The sequence below is a fragment of the Burkholderia sp. AU30280 genome (assembly GCF_020420125.1).
In the GTDB taxonomy this organism is placed as follows: domain Bacteria; phylum Pseudomonadota; class Gammaproteobacteria; order Burkholderiales; family Burkholderiaceae; genus Burkholderia.
The window spans coordinates 48,080-65,110 of sequence record NZ_JAIZRY010000012.1 but is presented as its reverse complement, the minus strand read 5'-3'; the positions used below and the strand labels follow the sequence as shown (position 1 = coordinate 65,110).

The 17,031-nt window shown below is 66.5% G+C and carries 17 protein-coding genes; 6 read left to right on the top strand and 11 right to left on the bottom strand.

Annotated elements, in window-relative coordinates; translation table 11 throughout:
• Positions 1-44: 44 nt before the first annotated feature.
• The 3 genes from LGN17_RS25595 to LGN17_RS25585 all read right to left on the bottom strand — a co-directional run bounded on the left by LGN17_RS25595 (position 45) and on the right by LGN17_RS25585 (position 3,720).
• Entirely contained in the window at positions 45-800 is a 756-nt protein-coding gene (locus LGN17_RS25595) for an ABC transporter ATP-binding protein (protein WP_226199205.1), read from the bottom strand.
• The gene (locus LGN17_RS25590; protein ID WP_021160426.1) at positions 797-1,576 is read right to left on the bottom strand and encodes an ABC transporter ATP-binding protein; all 780 of its coding nucleotides are present in this window, start codon (positions 1,574-1,576) and stop codon (positions 797-799) included. Before LGN17_RS25590 ends, LGN17_RS25595 begins: the two co-directional genes overlap by 4 nt.
• Positions 1,577-2,034: 458 nt before the next feature.
• Positions 2,035-3,720: a GMC family oxidoreductase gene (locus tag LGN17_RS25585; protein ID WP_226199203.1), complete on the bottom strand. Its 1,686-nt coding sequence runs from the start codon at positions 3,718-3,720 to the stop codon at positions 2,035-2,037.
• A gap of 172 nt (positions 3,721-3,892) precedes the next feature.
• On the opposite strand from LGN17_RS25585, the gene LGN17_RS25580 reads away from it, so the two are divergent.
• Both LGN17_RS25580 and LGN17_RS25575 read left to right on the top strand, forming a co-directional pair.
• Positions 3,893-4,792: a LysR family transcriptional regulator gene (locus LGN17_RS25580; RefSeq protein WP_226199201.1), complete on the top strand. Its 900-nt coding sequence runs from the start codon at positions 3,893-3,895 to the stop codon at positions 4,790-4,792.
• A 137-nt stretch (positions 4,793-4,929) separates the two neighbouring features.
• On the top strand, positions 4,930-5,463 hold the full coding sequence (locus tag LGN17_RS25575; protein ID WP_226199199.1) for a class IV adenylate cyclase: 534 nt from the start codon (positions 4,930-4,932) through the stop codon (positions 5,461-5,463).
• A 66-nt stretch (positions 5,464-5,529) separates the two neighbouring features.
• Here the strand turns inward: LGN17_RS25575 and LGN17_RS25570 are convergent, their stop codons facing one another.
• Positions 5,530-6,015 carry an Lrp/AsnC family transcriptional regulator gene (locus tag LGN17_RS25570; protein WP_006408082.1) on the bottom strand — a complete coding sequence of 162 codons (486 nt, stop codon included), beginning with the start codon at positions 6,013-6,015 and terminating at the stop codon, positions 5,530-5,532.
• A 139-nt stretch (positions 6,016-6,154) separates the two neighbouring features.
• Here LGN17_RS25570 and phhA point away from each other — a divergent pair, with 139 nt between their 5' ends.
• The gene (gene phhA, locus LGN17_RS25565) at positions 6,155-7,048 is read left to right on the top strand and encodes a phenylalanine 4-monooxygenase (RefSeq protein ID WP_226199198.1); all 894 of its coding nucleotides are present in this window, start codon (positions 6,155-6,157) and stop codon (positions 7,046-7,048) included.
• Between the two features lie 64 nt (positions 7,049-7,112).
• Positions 7,113-7,490, top strand: coding sequence for a 4a-hydroxytetrahydrobiopterin dehydratase (locus tag LGN17_RS25560; protein ID WP_264166058.1), 378 nt, complete (start codon positions 7,113-7,115; stop codon positions 7,488-7,490).
• Between the two features lie 92 nt (positions 7,491-7,582).
• Here LGN17_RS25560 and LGN17_RS25555 read toward each other — a convergent pair whose 3' ends face one another.
• Positions 7,583-7,813: a DUF3717 domain-containing protein gene (locus tag LGN17_RS25555; RefSeq protein ID WP_089438903.1), complete on the bottom strand. Its 231-nt coding sequence runs from the start codon at positions 7,811-7,813 to the stop codon at positions 7,583-7,585.
• Positions 7,814-7,935: 122 nt separating this feature from the next.
• Here LGN17_RS25555 and LGN17_RS25550 point away from each other — a divergent pair, with 122 nt between their 5' ends.
• Positions 7,936-8,628, top strand: coding sequence for a response regulator transcription factor (locus tag LGN17_RS25550; RefSeq protein ID WP_006401494.1), 693 nt, complete (start codon positions 7,936-7,938; stop codon positions 8,626-8,628).
• Positions 8,629-8,746: 118 nt separating this feature from the next.
• On the top strand, positions 8,747-10,231 hold the full coding sequence (locus tag LGN17_RS25545; protein ID WP_226199196.1) for a sensor histidine kinase: 1,485 nt from the start codon (positions 8,747-8,749) through the stop codon (positions 10,229-10,231).
• A 128-nt stretch (positions 10,232-10,359) separates the two neighbouring features.
• Here LGN17_RS25545 and LGN17_RS25540 read toward each other — a convergent pair whose 3' ends face one another.
• The 6 genes from LGN17_RS25540 to LGN17_RS25515 all read right to left on the bottom strand — a co-directional run bounded on the left by LGN17_RS25540 (position 10,360) and on the right by LGN17_RS25515 (position 16,638).
• Positions 10,360-10,890, bottom strand: coding sequence for an SET domain-containing protein (locus LGN17_RS25540; RefSeq protein WP_226199195.1), 531 nt, complete (start codon positions 10,888-10,890; stop codon positions 10,360-10,362).
• 180 nt (positions 10,891-11,070) lie between these two features.
• Positions 11,071-12,183, bottom strand: a complete 1,113-nt coding sequence (locus LGN17_RS25535; RefSeq protein ID WP_226199194.1) for an NADH:flavin oxidoreductase/NADH oxidase — start codon at positions 12,181-12,183, stop codon at positions 11,071-11,073.
• A gap of 224 nt (positions 12,184-12,407) precedes the next feature.
• The gene (locus tag LGN17_RS25530; protein ID WP_226199193.1) at positions 12,408-13,118 is read right to left on the bottom strand and encodes a glutamine amidotransferase; all 711 of its coding nucleotides are present in this window, start codon (positions 13,116-13,118) and stop codon (positions 12,408-12,410) included.
• A gap of 28 nt (positions 13,119-13,146) precedes the next feature.
• The gene (locus LGN17_RS25525; RefSeq protein ID WP_043184842.1) at positions 13,147-13,785 is read right to left on the bottom strand and encodes a MarR family winged helix-turn-helix transcriptional regulator; all 639 of its coding nucleotides are present in this window, start codon (positions 13,783-13,785) and stop codon (positions 13,147-13,149) included.
• 508 nt (positions 13,786-14,293) lie between these two features.
• Complete coding sequence (locus LGN17_RS25520; protein ID WP_226199191.1) at positions 14,294-15,409, bottom strand: YbdK family carboxylate-amine ligase; 1,116 nt, start codon at positions 15,407-15,409, stop codon at positions 14,294-14,296.
• A 14-nt stretch (positions 15,410-15,423) separates the two neighbouring features.
• Positions 15,424-16,638: a cation:proton antiporter gene (locus tag LGN17_RS25515; RefSeq protein ID WP_226199190.1), complete on the bottom strand. Its 1,215-nt coding sequence runs from the start codon at positions 16,636-16,638 to the stop codon at positions 15,424-15,426.
• Positions 16,639-17,031: the final 393 nt, after the last annotated feature.

The window sequence follows — 17,031 nt, the reverse complement described above, 5'->3', positions numbered from 1 at the left end:
TGTTCGAAGCCGCCACGGCCAGCGGCGAAAGAGACGGGCCGGCGTCACACCCCGAGCAGGTCGTGCAGGATCGGCATCTTGCTTTCCAGTTCGGCCGCCTGGAAATGTTCGACGATGCTGCCGTGCTCCATCACGTAGAACCGGTCGGCGAGCGGCGCCGCGAAGCGGAAATTCTGTTCGACCATCACGATCGTGTAGCCGCGCGCCTTCAGCGCGACGATCATCCGCGCGAGCGCCTGCACGATCACCGGTGCGAGGCCTTCGGAAATCTCGTCGAGCAGCAGCAGGTTCGCGCCGGTGCGCAGGATCCGCGCGACCGCGAGCATCTGCTGCTCGCCGCCGGACAGCCGCGTGCCCTGGCTCTGCCGGCGCGACGCGAGGTTCGGGAACATCGCGTAGATCTCGTCGATCGACATCGCGTGGTCGCGCGGTCCGATCGGCGGCGGCAGCATCAGGTTCTCCTCGCACGACAGGCTCGAGAAGATCCCGCGCTCCTCCGGGCAGTAGCCGATACCGAAATGCGCGATGCGGTGCGTCGCGAGGCCGATCGTCTCGTTGCCCGCGACCTTGATCGACCCGCTGCGGCGGCCCGTGAGGCCCATGATCGCGCGCAGCGTCGTCGTGCGGCCCGCGCCGTTGCGGCCGAGCAGCGTGACGACCTCGCCGCGATGCACCGTCAGGTCGACACCGTGCAATATGTGGGATTCCCCGTACCAGGCCTCGAGGCCCGTGATCTCCAGCGCGGGCGTACCGCTTTCGACGCCGCTCAATTCGCGTTCCTCCCGTTCGCTGTGCTTCATGCGTGCGCCCCCGCGAGCGCCGCGTCGGCGCTGCCCATGTAGGCCTCGATGACGAGCGGATTCTTCGACACTTCCGCATACGAACCTTCGGCCAGCACCTCGCCGCGTTGCAGGACGGTGATCGTGTCGGAGATGCCCGCGATCACGTTCATGTTGTGCTCGACCATCAGGATCGTGCGGCCGCTCGCGACCTTCTTGATCAGCGCGGTCACGCGATCGACGTCCTCGTGGCCCATTCCCTGCGTGGGCTCGTCGAGCAGCATCAGTTCCGGCTCCATCGCGAGCGTGGTCGCGATCTCCAGCGCGCGCTTGCGGCCGTAAGCGAGTTCGACGGTCGGCACCTGCGCGAAATCGGTGAGGCCGACCTGCGTGAGCAGGTCCATCGCGCGGTCGTCAAGCCGCTTCAGCGTGCGTTCGCTGCGCCAGAAATGGAATTCGGTGCCGAGCGCGCGCTGCAGGCCGATGCGCACGTTCTGCAGTGCGGTCAGGTGCGGGAACACGGCCGAGATCTGGAACGAGCGGATGATGCCGCGGCGTGCCACCTGCGCGGGCCGCTCGTCGGTGATGTCGATGCCGTTGAAGACGATCTGGCCGGCCGTCGGCGTCAGGAATTTGGTGAGGAGGTTGAAGCAGGTGGTCTTGCCCGCGCCGTTCGGTCCGATCAGCGCATGGATCGCACCGCGACGCACACGCAGGTTCACGCCGTTGACGGCCGTGAAACCCCTGAACTCCTTGGTCAGTCCGCGTGTTTCCAGAATCGTGTCGCCGAGAATCATGTTCCCTTCCGTACGAAGTCAGGCGAAGCACCGGGAAGATTCGCGAGAAGCGTCCGCGAAACAGGTCAGCGGATGAGCGGGCTGCCCCGGGCGCCGTGTTACGCCTCGAGGGTGGTCTCCCGCGCCGACGCGTATGCACGCTGCGCCACATTGTCTCGCCGTTGGTGCAGTGCAATCATCGGGATTTGCACTTATAGGGCTGGCCGCCATGTCGCGCGCGACTTTGCACGGTTTTTCACCGCGTTTTTTTGATACGTGCATCATCGCGTGTTGACCATCCGCACGGCCCGGCACGCACGCAACAAAAAAGCCCTGCGGCTGCACGGCTTGCATGGATCTTGCCGGCGAATCGGCACAATCGGCGCCATCGGCACCGGCGCTGCAACAGCCGCTTGTTTCGCATAGCGAATCAGCGGGCGTCATCATGACAGCCCGCTGTCGTGCGTGTCAGCTTCCCGTCACACGGGTGTCGCCGCGGCCTCCGTGCGCACCGGCGTCGCTTCGCGCGCCGCGCGGCGATCGGCACGGATCATGTCGCTCGCGCGCTCGGCGATCATCAGCGTCGGCGAATTGGTGTTGCCCGATGTAATGAACGGCATCACCGATGCATCGACGATCCGCAGCCCGGCGATGCCGCGCACGCGCAGCCGGCTGTCGACCACCGCGCGCTCATCGTCGGCACGCCCCATCCGGCAGGTGCCGACCGGATGGAAGATCGTCGTGCCGACGGCGCCGGCCGCCTCGATCAGCTCGGCTTCGCTCCGGTACTGCGCGCCCGGCAGGATTTCCTCGGGACGGTAGCGCGCGAGCGCCGGCGCGGACGCGATCCGGCGCGTGAGCCGTAGCGCGTTCGCGGCGACGTGGCGATCGTGGTCGGTCGACAGATAGTTCGGCGCGATCGCGGGGGCGACACCCGGATCGGCACGCGCGATATGCACGCTGCCGCGCGACGTCGGCCGCAGATGGCACACGGAGGCGGTGAACGCATTGAAGCTGTGCAGCGGCTCGCCGAAGCGTTCGAGCGACAGCGGCTGCACGTGGTATTCGAGATCGGGGCGCGTGAGCGCGGGATCGTCGGGATCGGATTTCGCGAACGCGCCGAGCTGCGACGGCGCCATCGACATCGGCCCGCGCTGCAGCAACGCATATTCGGCGCCGATCATCAGCTTGCCCCACCAGTGCGCGGACAGCGTGTTGAGCGTGCGTACGCCTTCGACGCGAAACGCCATCCGCAATTGCAGGTGATCCTGCAGGTTTTCGCCGACGCCCGGCAGATCCTGCACGACGTCGATGCCGAGCGCCTGCAGCCGCCGGCCATCGCCGATACCCGACAGTTCGAGCAACTGCGGCGAATTCACGGCGCCGGACGTCAGCAGCACCTCCGAACGCGCCCGTGCAACGTAATCGGTGCCGCCGCCGCGATATTCGACGCCGACCGCGCGCCGCCCGTCGAAGATCACGCGCTGCGCCTGCGCGCCGGTGATGACGGTCAGGTTCGGGCGTGCCATCGCGGGCCGCAGGAACGCTTTCGAGGTATTCCAGCGCACGCCGCGCTTCTGGTTCACCTCGAAATAGCCGACCCCGGTATTGTCGCCACGATTGAAATCGTCGGTTGCCGGGATCCCCGTCTGCTGCGCGGCCTGCGCGAACGATTCGAGGATCTCCCAGCGCAGCCGCTGCTTCTCGACGCGCCAGTAGCCACCCGCGCCGTGCGCATCGCTCGCGCCCGCATGGTGATCCTCGCTGCGCTTGAAGATCGGCAGCACGCTGTCCCACGACCAGCCGGCGTCGCCGGTTTCCTGCGCCCAGCCGTCGTAATCCTCGCGCTGGCCACGCATGTAGATCATCCCGTTGATCGACGAGCAGCCGCCGAGCACGCGGCCGCGCGGATACGAAAGCGCACGGCCGTTGAGCGCCGCTTCGGGCTGCGTCTTGTACAGCCAGTCGGTGCGCGGGTTGCCGATGCAATACAGATAGCCGACCGGGATGTGGATCCAGTGATAGTCGTCCTTGCCGCCCGCTTCGAGCAGCAGCACGCGGATGTCGGGATCTTCGGTCAGGCGGTTCGCGAGCACGCAGCCCGCGGTGCCCGCGCCGACGATCACGTAATCGAATTCGCCTTCTAGCGTGCGTTGTGTAGTCACGGTTTGTCTCCTGTCACGCGGCGCAACGCCGCGCGTCATTTCCAGCATAGTGTGTCGCGAGCCACGCTTGCGGCCCCGCGCGCCCCGCGCCGATGAAGCGTACTCCGGCCGCCGGCCGCCGATCCAATGAGTTATGCTGAAGTGCGTTATAAGCCGCGCTCATATCACGACGATGGATCTCACCCTGCTCCGCGCGTTCGCGACGGTCGCGCGCGAAGGCAACCTGACGCGCGCCGCCGTGCAACTGCACCTGACGCAGCCGGCGGTCAGCCTGCAGATCAAGCATCTGCAGGAAACACTCGGCGTCACACTGTTTACGCGCACGTCGCGCGGTCTCGCACTGACGCGCGACGGGCAGACGCTGCTGCCGCATGCGGAACGCGCGCTCGCCGCGGCCGCCGACGTGGAGCGCGCCGCTGCTGCGCTGCGACACGAGGTGCGCGGCCGGCTGCGGATCGGCACGATCCTCGATCCGGGCTTCCTGCGGCTCGGCGGCTTCCTGCGCGCGCTCGTCGAAACCCATCCGCAGATCGAGACGGCGCTGCGGCACGGCATGTCGGGCTGGGTGATCGAACAGGTGCGCGCGCAGGCGCTCGACGTCGGCTACTACATCGGCTGGCCGGGCGAGGACGATCCACTCGACGGCGCGCTGTTCCACACCGTCACGCTCACACATTTCCAGTACCGCGTGCTCGCGCCGGCCGGCTGGAAGGAGCGCGTGCAGCGCGCCCATGACTGGCGTTCGCTCGCGACGCTGCCGTGGATCTGGACGCCGCCGGCGTCCGCGCACCACCGGCTGCTGTCGCGGCGCTTCGCCGATGCCGGCGCGCAGCCGCTCAAGGTTGCCGAGGTCGACCAGGAGCAGTCGATGCTCGATCTCGTCAAATCGGGGATCGGGTTGACGCTCGCGCGCGACTCGACCGCGCTGGCCGAAGCGCACGCGCATGCGCTGACGATCGTCGAGCCCGTGACGGTGCCCACCGAACTGACGTTCGTGACGCTCGCCGAGCGGCGCGACGAACCGGCGATCGCAGCCGCGCTGCGGCTGATCGAAGCGCAGTGGTCGATATGAGCGGGGCTGATGACGACGCGGCCGGGCCCCGGCGCGTCATCTCGCCACGCCCCCCGCCCGTCGTCACGCCACCGTCTCCGCGTTTTTGCTAGATTGTGCGTTCGCACACCGCGAGACCCCGATTGAAGGAGACCCGCATGGCCCGCAACATCGAGATCAAAGCCCGCGCCCGCGAATTCGACCAGCTGCGCGAACAGGCGGCCAGGCTCGCGACCGAGGCGCCGCTGTTCTATCGCCAGCAGGATTTCTTCTATGACGTGCCGCGCGGCCGGCTGAAGCTGCGCCGCTTCGAGGACGGCACGCCGGCCGAACTGATCTTCTACCAGCGCGACGACCGCGACGGCCCGAAGGCGTCGTACTACACGCGCAGCCCGGTGACGAACCCCGACGCGATGCACGCGCTGCTCGCCACCGCGCTGACCACGCGCGGAATCGTGACGAAGGAACGGCACGTGTACCTCGCGGGCCGCACCCGCATTCACCTCGACCGCGTCGACGGCCTCGGCGATTTCATCGAACTGGAAGTCGTGCTCGGCCCCGATGACGACGAAGCCGGCGGCGAAGCGGAAGCGCACGACGTGTTCGCGAAGCTCGGCGTGTCGCAGGGCGATCTCGTCGCGGTCGCGTACGTCGACCTGCTGAACGCCGACACGCAACACGAAGCGACCTGATCCGGCCCTGTACTACCGCGGCGCCACCCGTACCGCCTTCGCCCCTGCCGCCGCCCGGTCGCCGCGTCAGGCGGCGCCAGGCGCCAGGTGCGCGAGCGGCAGCGCGCCGTTGCGCTTGAAGGTCGTCAGCACGATGTTCGAGCGCACGCTGTCCACGCCCGGCACGCGCATCAGTTTCTTCATCACGAACTGCGACAGCGCGTTCAGGTCGGGCGCGACGATCCGCAGCAGGTAGTCCGCATCGCCCACCACCGCATGGCATTCGAGCACTTCGGGCAGCACGTCGATCTGCTGCTGGAACTGCTCGATGATCGAATCGCCATGGTGCTTGAGCTTCAGGCTCGTGAACGCGGTGACGCCGAGCCCGAGCTTTTCGGGGCGCAGCATCACGCGATAGCCTTCGATCACGCCGGCCGCCTCGAGCCGCTGCAGCCTCCGGCCGATCTGCGACGGCGACAGCGGCACCTCCTCGCCGAGCTGCTGGTGCGTCGCGCGGCCGAAGCGCTGCAGCACGTCCAGCAGCGCAAGATCGAAATGATCGAGTTCCAGCATGAGCATTCTCCGCATTGATTCGTGATTTTATGCACGATTATCGCATCATCAAGCAAATCAACGCCAACATTGCGCCCATTCCGCACGCACCCCGCTCTACACTTGCATGGTTCCCAACCGCCACGTGCAGAGCCAGATCATGTCCACCGTCGTCACCGCGAAACTGCAGGAGCAGTTCGATGCGGGCCTCGAAACCCGCGCCGATTTCACCATCGACCAGCCGCTCGCGCATTACGGCCAGGTTGACCACGCGGTGTGGAAGCAGCTCTATGCACGCCAGTCGACATTGTTGCGCGGGCGCGCGTGCGACGCGTTCGTCGCGGGGCTCGGGAAGATCGACCTGCCGGCCGATCGCGTGCCGTCGTTCGCCGACGTGAACCGTCAGTTGAAGCCGGCAACGGATTGGGAGATCGTCGCGGTGCCGGGCCTCGTGCCCGACCGGGTGTTCTTCGCGCATCTCGCGAACCGGCGCTTCCCCGTCACCTGGTGGATGCGCCGCCCCGACCAGCTCGATTACCTGCAGGAACCCGACTGCTTCCACGACCTGTTCGGCCACGTGCCGCTGCTGATCAACCCGGTGTTCGCGGACTACATGCAGGCGTACGGCAGTACCGCACTCGCGGTCGCCGACGACGAAGCGGCGCTGGCGCGCCTCGCGCGACTCTACTGGTATACGGTGGAATTCGGGCTGATCCGCGATCCGCGCGGCACGAACGGGCTGTCGATCTACGGGGCCGGAATCGTGTCGAGCAAGGGTGAAAGCCTGTACAGCCTCGAAAGCGCGGCGCCGAACCGGCTCGGCTTCGACCTCGAGCGGGTGATGCGCACGAAGTACCGGATTGACACGTTCCAGAAGACCTATTTCGTGATCGACGATTTCGCCCAGCTGTTCGCGCTCGCCGACGTCGACGGCCGTGCGCTGGCCGACCGGCTGGCTGCGCTGCCCGAGTTCGCAGCCGGCGCGGTGCTCGATACCGATCGCGTGCTGCACCGCGGCACCGGCGAAGGCTGGCCCGACGACGACGACGCATGACGGTCGAGGGCGCAGGAACGCGCCCCTGGCGGCCTTCCGATCGCCTTCCCGCAACTATGAAACAATGACCGGTGCCGGCTTCGCCGCGCGGCGCAGCCGCGCGCGGGCGCCGTTACCGAACGAGAGGTGCAAGATGATCCACAAGCTCACATCAGAAGAACGCAAGACCCGGCTCGAAGGCCTGCCGCTCTGGACGGCCGTGCCGGGCCGCGACGCAATCCAGCGCAGCCTGCGCTTCGCCGATTTCAACGAAGCGTTCGGCTTCATGACGCGCGTCGCGATCAAGGCGCAGGAAATGAACCACCATCCGGAATGGTTCAACGTGTACAACCGCGTCGACATCACGCTGTCGACCCACGACGCCGACGGCCTGACCGAACGCGACATCGAACTCGCGCTGTTCATCGACCGCGCCGGCGCGCACGCGAAACCCGCCGCCTGAGGCCTTCCTCTACCGCCGCGCGTCTTTCGATGCGCGGCGCGTCAACTTTTCATTTCGATGAACGTTTTCTAGGATGTAGTCAGCGAAAGCCTTCAGCTTTCCAAGCCATCCTTAAGGCGCACGTAAGTCTCGTATGCATTCCGTGCCTTGGGGTCCAAACCTTCCAGTTGCAGCGCGCTTTGGCGCTGTACAATCAGCAGCGCATACGGCTTGGAAAGCGCGCTGGCCTCTTCGCAGAGTTTGAGTTCGTCGCCGCTCGACGGCGAGCGGGCGCGCCAGAAATTGATCGCGGCTTCTAGGTCGTTGATCGAAATATCGGACATGTTTGGATTTAATCGTTCGCTGGCCGCCATGCTTGATGTCAGGTGTAGCGGCGCCCCTGTGGAAACGGCGTCGTGCTGTCCGCGTGCCTGAACCGCCAACCCATTGTACTTGAGCGAACTTCATGCGACTCCTTCTGATTGAAGACGACCGCCCCATCGCACGCGGTATCCAGAGCAGCCTCGAGCAGGCTGGCTTCACCGTCGACATGGTGCATGACGGCATCTTTGCCGAACAGGCGCTGGCACAGAACCGCCACGAACTCGTGATCCTCGACCTCGGCCTGCCGGGCATCGACGGGATGACGCTGCTCACGCGCTTCCGCCAGACCAACCGCCACACGCCCGTCATCGTGCTGACCGCGCGCGACGAGCTGAACGACCGGATCCAGGGCCTGAACTCGGGCGCCGACGACTACATGCTCAAGCCGTTCGAGCCCGCCGAGCTCGAAGCGCGCATCCGCGCGGTGATGCGCCGCAGCGGCCCGCACAGCGACATGCCGCGTCCGGAAGTGTCGCTCGGCGGCGTCCGCCTGTCGGGCGTCGACCGCCGCATCTTCAACGACGACAAGCCGCTCGAACTGTCGCCGCGCGAATTCGCGGTGCTCGAGATGCTGCTGCTGCGCCACGGCCGCGTCGTCAGCAAGGCCCAGCTGCAGGATCACCTCACGCACTTCGGCGGCGATCTCGGCGACACCGCGATCGAAGTCTATGTGCACCGCGTGCGCAAGAAACTCGAGCAGTGCCGTGTCGAAATCGTCACGGTGCGCGGCTTCGGCTACCTGCTGCAGGAAATCCGCCAGACGGCGAGCGTCTGAGCGGCACCGCACGCCGGGCGGCCGCGCGCCGCCCGCGTGTGCGCGCTGCTCCGCGTCGCCGCCCGGCGCAAGACCGCGCCGCTCCCCGTGAGCGGCGCTTATCCATTTGCCCGTCGAAATGTCTCCTGATCCGGCTGTGACCACCAGCCTGCGCCGCTCGCTGCTTCGGCGCCTCGCCGCCCCGCTGTCGATGCTCGCGCTGATGAGCGGCCTGATCGCCTACTGGCTCGCGTGGCAATACACGCAGCACGTGATCGACCGCTCGCTCGCCGATCTCGCGACCGCCATCTCCAAACAGATCCAGATTGCCGGCCCCGACGCGCCGTTCACGGTGCCCCCGCTCGCGCAGGCGATGTTCTCCGATCCCGCCGAGGCGCTGATCTACCGGATCAGCGACGGCGAGCAGGAACTCGCCGGCGATCCGAAGCTGCCGCTGCAGGGCATCAACGTGCGCCGCATGCATCACGCGTACGTGTTCGAGGCCGAATACGACAACCGTGCCGTGCGAGTCGCGCAGGTGCGCGTCGACGACGTCGACGGCGGCAAGCCGATGGTCGTGGAGGTCGCGCAGCCGGTGCGGCACCGCTACCGGATCGCGGCCGAATTCCTCGTCGCGATCATGATGCCGCTGCTGCTGCTGCTGCTCGCGGGCTGGGGCATCGTGTGGCGCGTCGTGAACCAGCAGCTCGGCCCGCTCACGCACCTGGCCGATTCGCTGAACCGGCAGACCCACACGTCGCTGGAACCGGTCGACGAAACCGAGGTGCCGCTGGAAATCCGGCCGCTGACGAGCGCGATGAACGCGCTGCTCGGCCGCCTGAAGACCGCGCTCGACGCGCAGCGCAAGTTCATCGCCGATGCCGCGCACCAGTTGCGCACGCCGCTCACGGCCGTGAAGCTGCATGCCGAGCAGGCGGCCGTCGCGCGCGACCCGCACCAGACCTACGCTGCCGTGCGCGAGCTGCGCGCGGCGGCCGACCGCGCGGTGCGGCTGTCGAATCAGTTGCTGTCGCTCGCCCGTGCGGAACCGGGCGAACAGGCCGCGCGGTTCGTCGACGTCGACCTCGCGGCGATGGCGTTCGAGACGGGTGCCGAATGGGTACCGCGCGCCCTTGCGTCGCACGTCGACCTCGGCTTCCAGCGCACCGACGATCCTGTTGACGACGAGAAGCTGATCGTGCGCGGGAATCCCGTGCTGTTGCGCGAGGTGATTGCGAACCTGCTGGACAATGCACTGAAGTACGTACCGCTCGCGCGGCCGGACGGCGCACGGATCACGGTAAACGTCGCGCGCGGCGCACTCGAGGACGGCCAGCCGGCCGCCGAGATCGTCGTCGAGGACAACGGTCCCGGCGTGCCCGCCAACCAGCAGGCCGACCTGTTCAAGCGCTTCTTCCGCGGCGACGCGCAAAGCGGCAACGGTGTCGAGACGGGCGCCGGGCTCGGCCTCGCGATCGTGCACGACATCATCGCGATGCACGGCGGCACCGTCTCGTACGAGGATGCATCGGAAGGCGGCTCGCGCTTCGTGGTGAGGGTGCCGCTGACCGCGCGCACCGAGAAGCCGGCCAGCGAAACACCGGCCGCCGCGTCGACGCACTGAGGGCCTCGCGGCGGGCGGCCGCCGATCGGGCCGCGCGCCGGATGAGGAAGGCGGAAGGCACGGCCGCGCGATGCGGCAGCCGCCTGCTGAAACGGCTGGCGGCAGCGCACGATGGGCCGCCGCCTGCGTCACTTCTTGCTTTTCTTGTCCTTCGACCGGGACTCGGACTTGCCGTCCTTCTTGTCCTTCTTCTTTTTCTTCTTGCCGCCTTCGTCGGATGTCGCGAGCAGCGTGCCGCGGCACGACGCCGCGCCGCAATGGCACGCGTATTCGCGCTTGAGCGACTTCGTCAGCTTCGCATCGATCACGAGGCCGTAGTCGTAGAACAACTCCTCTTCCGGCCCGATGTCGCGCAGCGCGTGGATGTACACGCGGCCTTTGACTTCCTCGGCTTCGCAGTTCGGCGCGCACGAGTGGTTGATCCAGCGCGCGCTGTTGCCGTCGATCTTGCCGTCGATCACCCCACCCTCGTCCAGTGCGAAGTAGAACGTATGGTTCGGTTCGCTCGGGTCGTGCGGGTGGCGGCGCAGCGCCTCCTTCCACGAAATTCGTTCGCCCTTGTATTCCACTACGCGCTCGCCGGCCTTGATCGGCGCCACGGCGAACACGCCCTTGCCGTGTACTCCCGAGCGGCGCACCGCGATCCTGCGTGAACTCATCGAACGAATCCTTGTGAAGACGACTTGAATGGAATGCGGCCGCGATCGCGGCCTGGCGTCGCGCCAAACGAAAACGCGGCACCGGTCGGTGCCGCGTCGGGGCATGCGGCGGATTACCCGCATCCTACACGTTCACGATTGCTTCGTTCAACATCACGCTCAATATTGCGCGCGCGGTGCTCAACGCTGGCCGAATGCGATATCGCCGAACAACGCCTTGTGCTCGCGCGGCTGCGAACGCCAGTATTGCGGCGGCGCCGTCACCTGCGCGCCGAGCTCGGCCGCCGCATGCCACGGCCAGCGCGGGTCGTACAGCATCGCACGCGCCATCGCGACGAAATCGGCATCGCCGGCCTCGATGAGCCGGTTCGCATGCGCGGGTTCGTTGATCAGGCCGACGGCGATCGTCGGCATGCCGACCGCGCGCTTCACGGCCTGCGCGAACGGTACCTGGTAGCCGGGCGACAGCGGAATCTTCTGCAACGGCGACACACCGCCGGACGACACGTCGATCCAGTCACTGCCGCGGCGCTTCAGTTCGTGCGCGAACGCGATCGTATCGTCGAGCTCCCAGCCGCCTTCGACCCAGTCGGTCGCGGACACGCGCACGCCGACCGGCCGGTCTTCGGGAAACGCCGCGCGCACGATCTCGAAGATCTCCAGCGGAAAGCGCATGCGATTTTCGCGCGAGCCGCCGTATTCGTCCGTGCGCTGGTTCGCGAGCGGCGACAGGAACTGGTGCAGCAGGTAGCCGTGTGCCGCGTGCACCTCGATCGCGTCGATGCCGAGCCGCGCGGCCCGCTTCGCCGAAGCCGCGAACGCTTCGCGGATCCGGTTGAGGCCTGCGGCATCGAGTGCGAGCGGCGGCGTCTCGCCATCCTTGTGCGGCACGGCCGACGGCGCATGCGGCAACCAGCCGCCGTCGGCGACGGACACGAGCTGACCGCCCTGCCACGGCACGTTGCTCGACGCCTTGCGCCCCGCATGCGACAACTGCATCGCGACGCGGACCGGCGAATGCTTGCGGATCGCGGCCAGCACGGGCTGGAGCGCGGCTTCGGTCACGTCGTCCCAGAGGCCGAGGTCGCCATGCGTGATGCGCCCGTCGGGTTCCACGGCGGTCGCCTCGATGCAGAGCAGCCCCGCGCCCGACAATGCGAGATGGCCGAGGTGAATCATGTGCCAGTCGGTCGCCTCGCCGCGTTCGGCCGAATACTGGCACATCGGGGAGATCACGATCCGGTTCGGAAGGGTCACGCCGCGCAGCGTGAACGGGGAAAACAGCGCAGTCATGGAGGCCGCTCGCCAGGAAGGGAAAGAGCGAACGAGCGTAGCACGCAGGCCGCAAGCGTGCTGACGGCGGACCCGGCAGTAAGCGGATGGTCAGGTGCGGCCGGCAGTGGGTTGCCGGCGATGCGGGAAAGGTGGCAAACAGCGCGCATACGGCGACGCGCCGGCCTGCATCGGATGCGGGCCGGGCAACCCGTTCGCGGCGAACGGCAGCCCCGCTGGCGGCGTCAGAGTCCGACGCTGTCGAGCCACTCCGCGAACATGCGTCGGGCGGCCGCTTCGAGCCCGGGGCCGTACTGAGCGGTATCGGCGCGCAACTGGCGCGCGTCGATGCCGGGCGTCGCCGCGATTTCGCCGGCGTTCGCGATCAGCCACGGTTCAAAGCGGTCGGTGCGAATTTCCGGATGGCATTGCAGCGCCAGCACGTGCCGGCCCCATGCGAATGCCTGGTGACGGCAGGCCGGTGTCGACGCGAGATGAATCGCCCCGCCCGGCAGGTCGAACGTGTCGCCATGCCAGTGCAGCATCGACGTCGCCGCGCCATCGAGATGGCGCAGCGGCGAGGCGCGGCCGGCATCGGTGAGCGTCAGCGGCGCCCAGCCGAGTTCGTGCTGCGCGGCCGGATAGACACGCGCACCGAGCGCCCGGGCGACGAACTGCGCGCCGAGGCAGATCCCGAGGATCGGCAGCCCGGCGTCGATGCGCTTGCGCACGAGCGCCGCGAGCGGCGCGATCGTCGGATACTGCGCATCGTCGTACACGCTGAGCGGCCCGCCGAGCACGACGAGGAGCGACGGCTCGAGCACGTCGAGCACCTCGACCCGCGACGACCCGACGTCGACGTAGCGCACCCGCCGGCCCCGTTCGCCGAGCACCTGCTCGAAGCTCCCGAGATCTTCGAAATGCACGTGGCGGATCGCCACGACTTCAGCGTTCATCATCGGCCTCCCGGTCGATCGACGGACGTCAGCCTGCGAAAATCTTCCAGGTCTTCTTCTGCGTCGCCGCGTCGGCTTCTTCCTGCACCGAGCAGTCGAGACGCAAATCGCTGTCGGACATCGAGATATCGAGCGCCGCGCAATGATGCACGGTCTTCTTCGACAGCTTGCCCGGCTGGAAGTGGGCGCACGTCACGCACATGCGCTGCGGCGGCGTCGCACCGGCCACCTGCAGTTCGCGCAGCGTCTTCAGCAGCGCGCGATACAGCGCGCCCTGCTCGTCCGCGCCGAGCTTGCCGACCGCTTTCGTCAGGAATTCAGGCCATTGCAGCGCCTTCTTCGCGGCCGTCCGGCCACGGGCCGACAGGCGCACGGCCAGCGCGCGGCCGTCGTCCAGCGCACGGCGCTTCTCGACGAGACCCTTGGTCTCGAGCGTGCTCACCGCATCGCTCGTGGTCGCTGCGGTCAGCTGCGTCTCGCGCGCGATCTCGCCGAGCCGCATCGGGCCCTTGCGCTGCAGCAGCAGCACGAGAATCTCGCCCTGCGTCGGCGTGAGGCCCGCGCCTTCCGCCCAATCCCATGCCTGGCTTCGCATGGCCGTACTCAACCGCAGCAGGCTGTGGGTCACACGTCCCGAAGCCTGATTCCCGTAAACGCCTTCGCTCATAGTCTTTTCGCTTTGCCGCCGCCCGGTTTGCCGAGCGGCCGTAGTGTGGAGATCGAATGTCTATCTCAAAACAGACACGCTCTTGCGAGTGCGTCAGCACGGCCGTCGCGAGGGCACACGCGGCGGTCGCGTTCGCGGCGACCGGTAAGACACGCATCGTTCCGGTGTCCGCAAAGCCGACATTCTAAGCGAGAGCGGAAAATCGCACAGCTAAGTTATCCCCTTCATTCTGTGGAAAATCACTGGATAACCAAAATTTTTCGTTGTGCCTGCAATGCCGGACACCCGCCGAACGGTGCATGCGAGCATTTTCCTGTTCGGATCGGCCATCGGGCCAAGCGCAATGATCCACCGGGTTATCCCGTGCACAGATCGTTGACTTTGCAGCGGAATATCAGGTTATCCACAGATTTTCGGGACAACCGGCAACGATTTCGGCCGCAATCGGGGCCGCCGGTCGTTCAGTGAATCGCGACTCGGTCGAGCCCGTAATCTGCAAAACATTTTTTCACTCGCGCCAACGTAAGCACTGCTGGCGGACCGTCTCATTGAGCGATTTTTCCTGTTTGAAAACGGTTCTCAACCACGATGCGTCGTTCACGCGCGCCTGGGCGAGCGCGCCGATCTCGTCGAGCGCCGCGCGCGAACCGAGCGCGGCCGCATGCGGCGCAATCCGGTCGAGCGTGTCGAGGATGTCTTCGGCGATCGTGCGGCGCTCACCCGTCTGAGGATTCACGCAGGTGCCCTCGAGCCCGAAGCGGCACGCCTCGAAGCGGTTGAACGTGTAGACGAGGTAGTCGTCCTCGGACAGCTTCAGCGGCCGGTCGGTCAGCAGGTAGCGCGCGAGCGTCTGGATGTAGCAGGCGATCGCCGCCGCGCGGTCGACCGACAGCGGCGTGTCCATCACGCGCACCTCGATCGTCCCGTAGCCGGGCTTCGGCCGGATGTCCCAGTAGAAGTCCTTCATCGAGTTGACGACGCCGGTGTTCACCATCTTCGTGAAGTACTCCTCGAAGCTGTCCCAGGTCAGCACGAACGGCGCGCGGCCCGACAGCGGGAACGCGAACACCGAATTCAGGCGTGCCGAATGGAAGCCGGTGTCGACGTTCTGCACGAACGGCGACGACGCGGACAGCGCGATGAAGTGCGGGATGAAGCGCGACATCGAGTGCAGCAGGAACAGCGCGCTGTCGGGATCGGGGCAGCCGATGTGCACGTGCTGGCCGAACACGGTGAACTGCTTGGCGAGATAGCCGTACAGCTCGGAGATGTACTGGAAGCGCGGCGCATCATAGATCTGCCGGTCGCTCCATTGCTGGAACGCATGCGTGCCGCCGCCGGCCAGCCCGACGTTGAGCTGGTCGGCCGCCTTCACGAGCACGTCGCGGATCGCGTGCAGCTCGCTCACCGCCTGCTCGTGCGTATGGCAGATGCCGGTCGACAGCTCGATCATGCTTTCGGTGATTTCGGGCGTGATGTTGCCCGGAAAGGTCTCGCCCTGGATCAGGCGCATCAGGTCGGATGCCGCTTTGGTCAGGTCGTAGTTGTGCGTGTTGACGACCTGGATCTCCAGTTCGACGCCGAACGTGAACGGTTCGGAATTGACGAAGGTTTCGAGTGCCATGGCAGGTTCCGGAATCAGTTGCTGTCGCTGCGTTCACTGACCGCCGACAGGCAGCGGTACACGATGAACGGGCTGACGAGCTGCAGGATCACGATCGTGCACATCACGATCGCGCGCAGGTGCGGGTCGAAATTCGGATAGAGCTGGTAGGTATCGTCGACGAGCAGGTACGACAGCGCGGACATCGGCGTAAGCGCGATGCCGAGCGCGATGCCCTGTTTCATGCCGATGCCGCTCGGCTTCGCGAACGCGACGACGCCGGCCAGCTTCGCGACGAGCCGCGTGACGATCAGCACGATCGCGAGCAGCCCGCCGAGCGCGATGTCGCCCCACGTGAACGACGTGAGCGTGAGCACGAACAGGACCACCGTCAGCAGCCAGCCGGCCGTGCCGAAGTGCTCGGGCCACAGCTGCGGGCGCGCTTCGAGGTTCTTCACGATGATGCCGGCGAGCAGTAGCGTGAGCAGCGTCGACAGCTTCAGCGCCTGGGCCACCGCGATCGCCAGCATCACGAGCCCGAACAATGCAACGAACGAATGCTCGTCGCGCATCGTCGACGTCATGTGACGGAACAGGAAATTGCACGAACGCGCGACGAGATACGCGACGATGAACGAGCCGGCGATCAGGTAGAGCGGCTGCAGGATCGTCGCGAAAACGTTGCCGTACGCTTCCTGGTGGAGCCAGCTCGTCACGAGCTTGGTCAGCACGATCGCGTACACGCTGTTCAGCGCGGTGAGCGTGATGAGGCGCTGCGACACCTGCCCTTCCGCGCGCAGTTCGGTCTTCAGCTGGATCACCATCGACGGCGACGTGGCGATCGCGATCGCCGCCAGCACCACCGCGACCATCCCCGACACACCGAGCGCAAGCATCACGAACAGCACGAGCACGAACGTCAGCGTGGCTTCCGCGAGGCTCGACGCGATGAGCCACGGGTTGCGCCGGATCCAGCGCAGGTCGAGGCGGCTGCCGAGCTCGAACAGCAAGAGGCCCAGCGCGACGTCGATCAGCAGCCGCGACGTTTCGTCGGTGCTTGCATCGATCACGCCGAATCCGAACGATCCGGCGACGAGACCGATCACCGCATAACCGGTGATGCGAGGCAGACGCCATGCGCGATAGCAAAGCTCGCCACACAGGCCGGCCGCGAACAGCGCGAGCCCGGCCCAGAACACGGCATCCGGCGTAAGCGGCCAGTTGGGCAGGAATGAGAACGCCGACTTCATCGTGGTGACTTCTCCTTTGGAAGCGACCGCCAGCGACGCGGGGTCAAGCGTCAGAAATGGATGCGCGCCGGCCGGGTATCGCCCCGAATGTGATTGTTGTGTCGACGACGGCGGGACATGGGATCCGCCTTTTCCACCACAGGGCGGAAAGTCGTTCAGGTTGCCGATCTGGATTGTCGGCCTGGTGTGTGAACGGACTGCGCAGTCTCGAAGATTCAGATTCGAAATCGTGCCGACCGTTCCATTGATGCATGTCCGGCGCCTGGCCGGATGAACGCGAAGGAAACCGATTGTGCCACAGCTTTTTCGGTCTGGAACCCATTGAATCGACTCGCGGCGCTGTGCGGCACCACAGGTCTTTGGTTTCAAAGGTTTACCTGTATATATACGTAG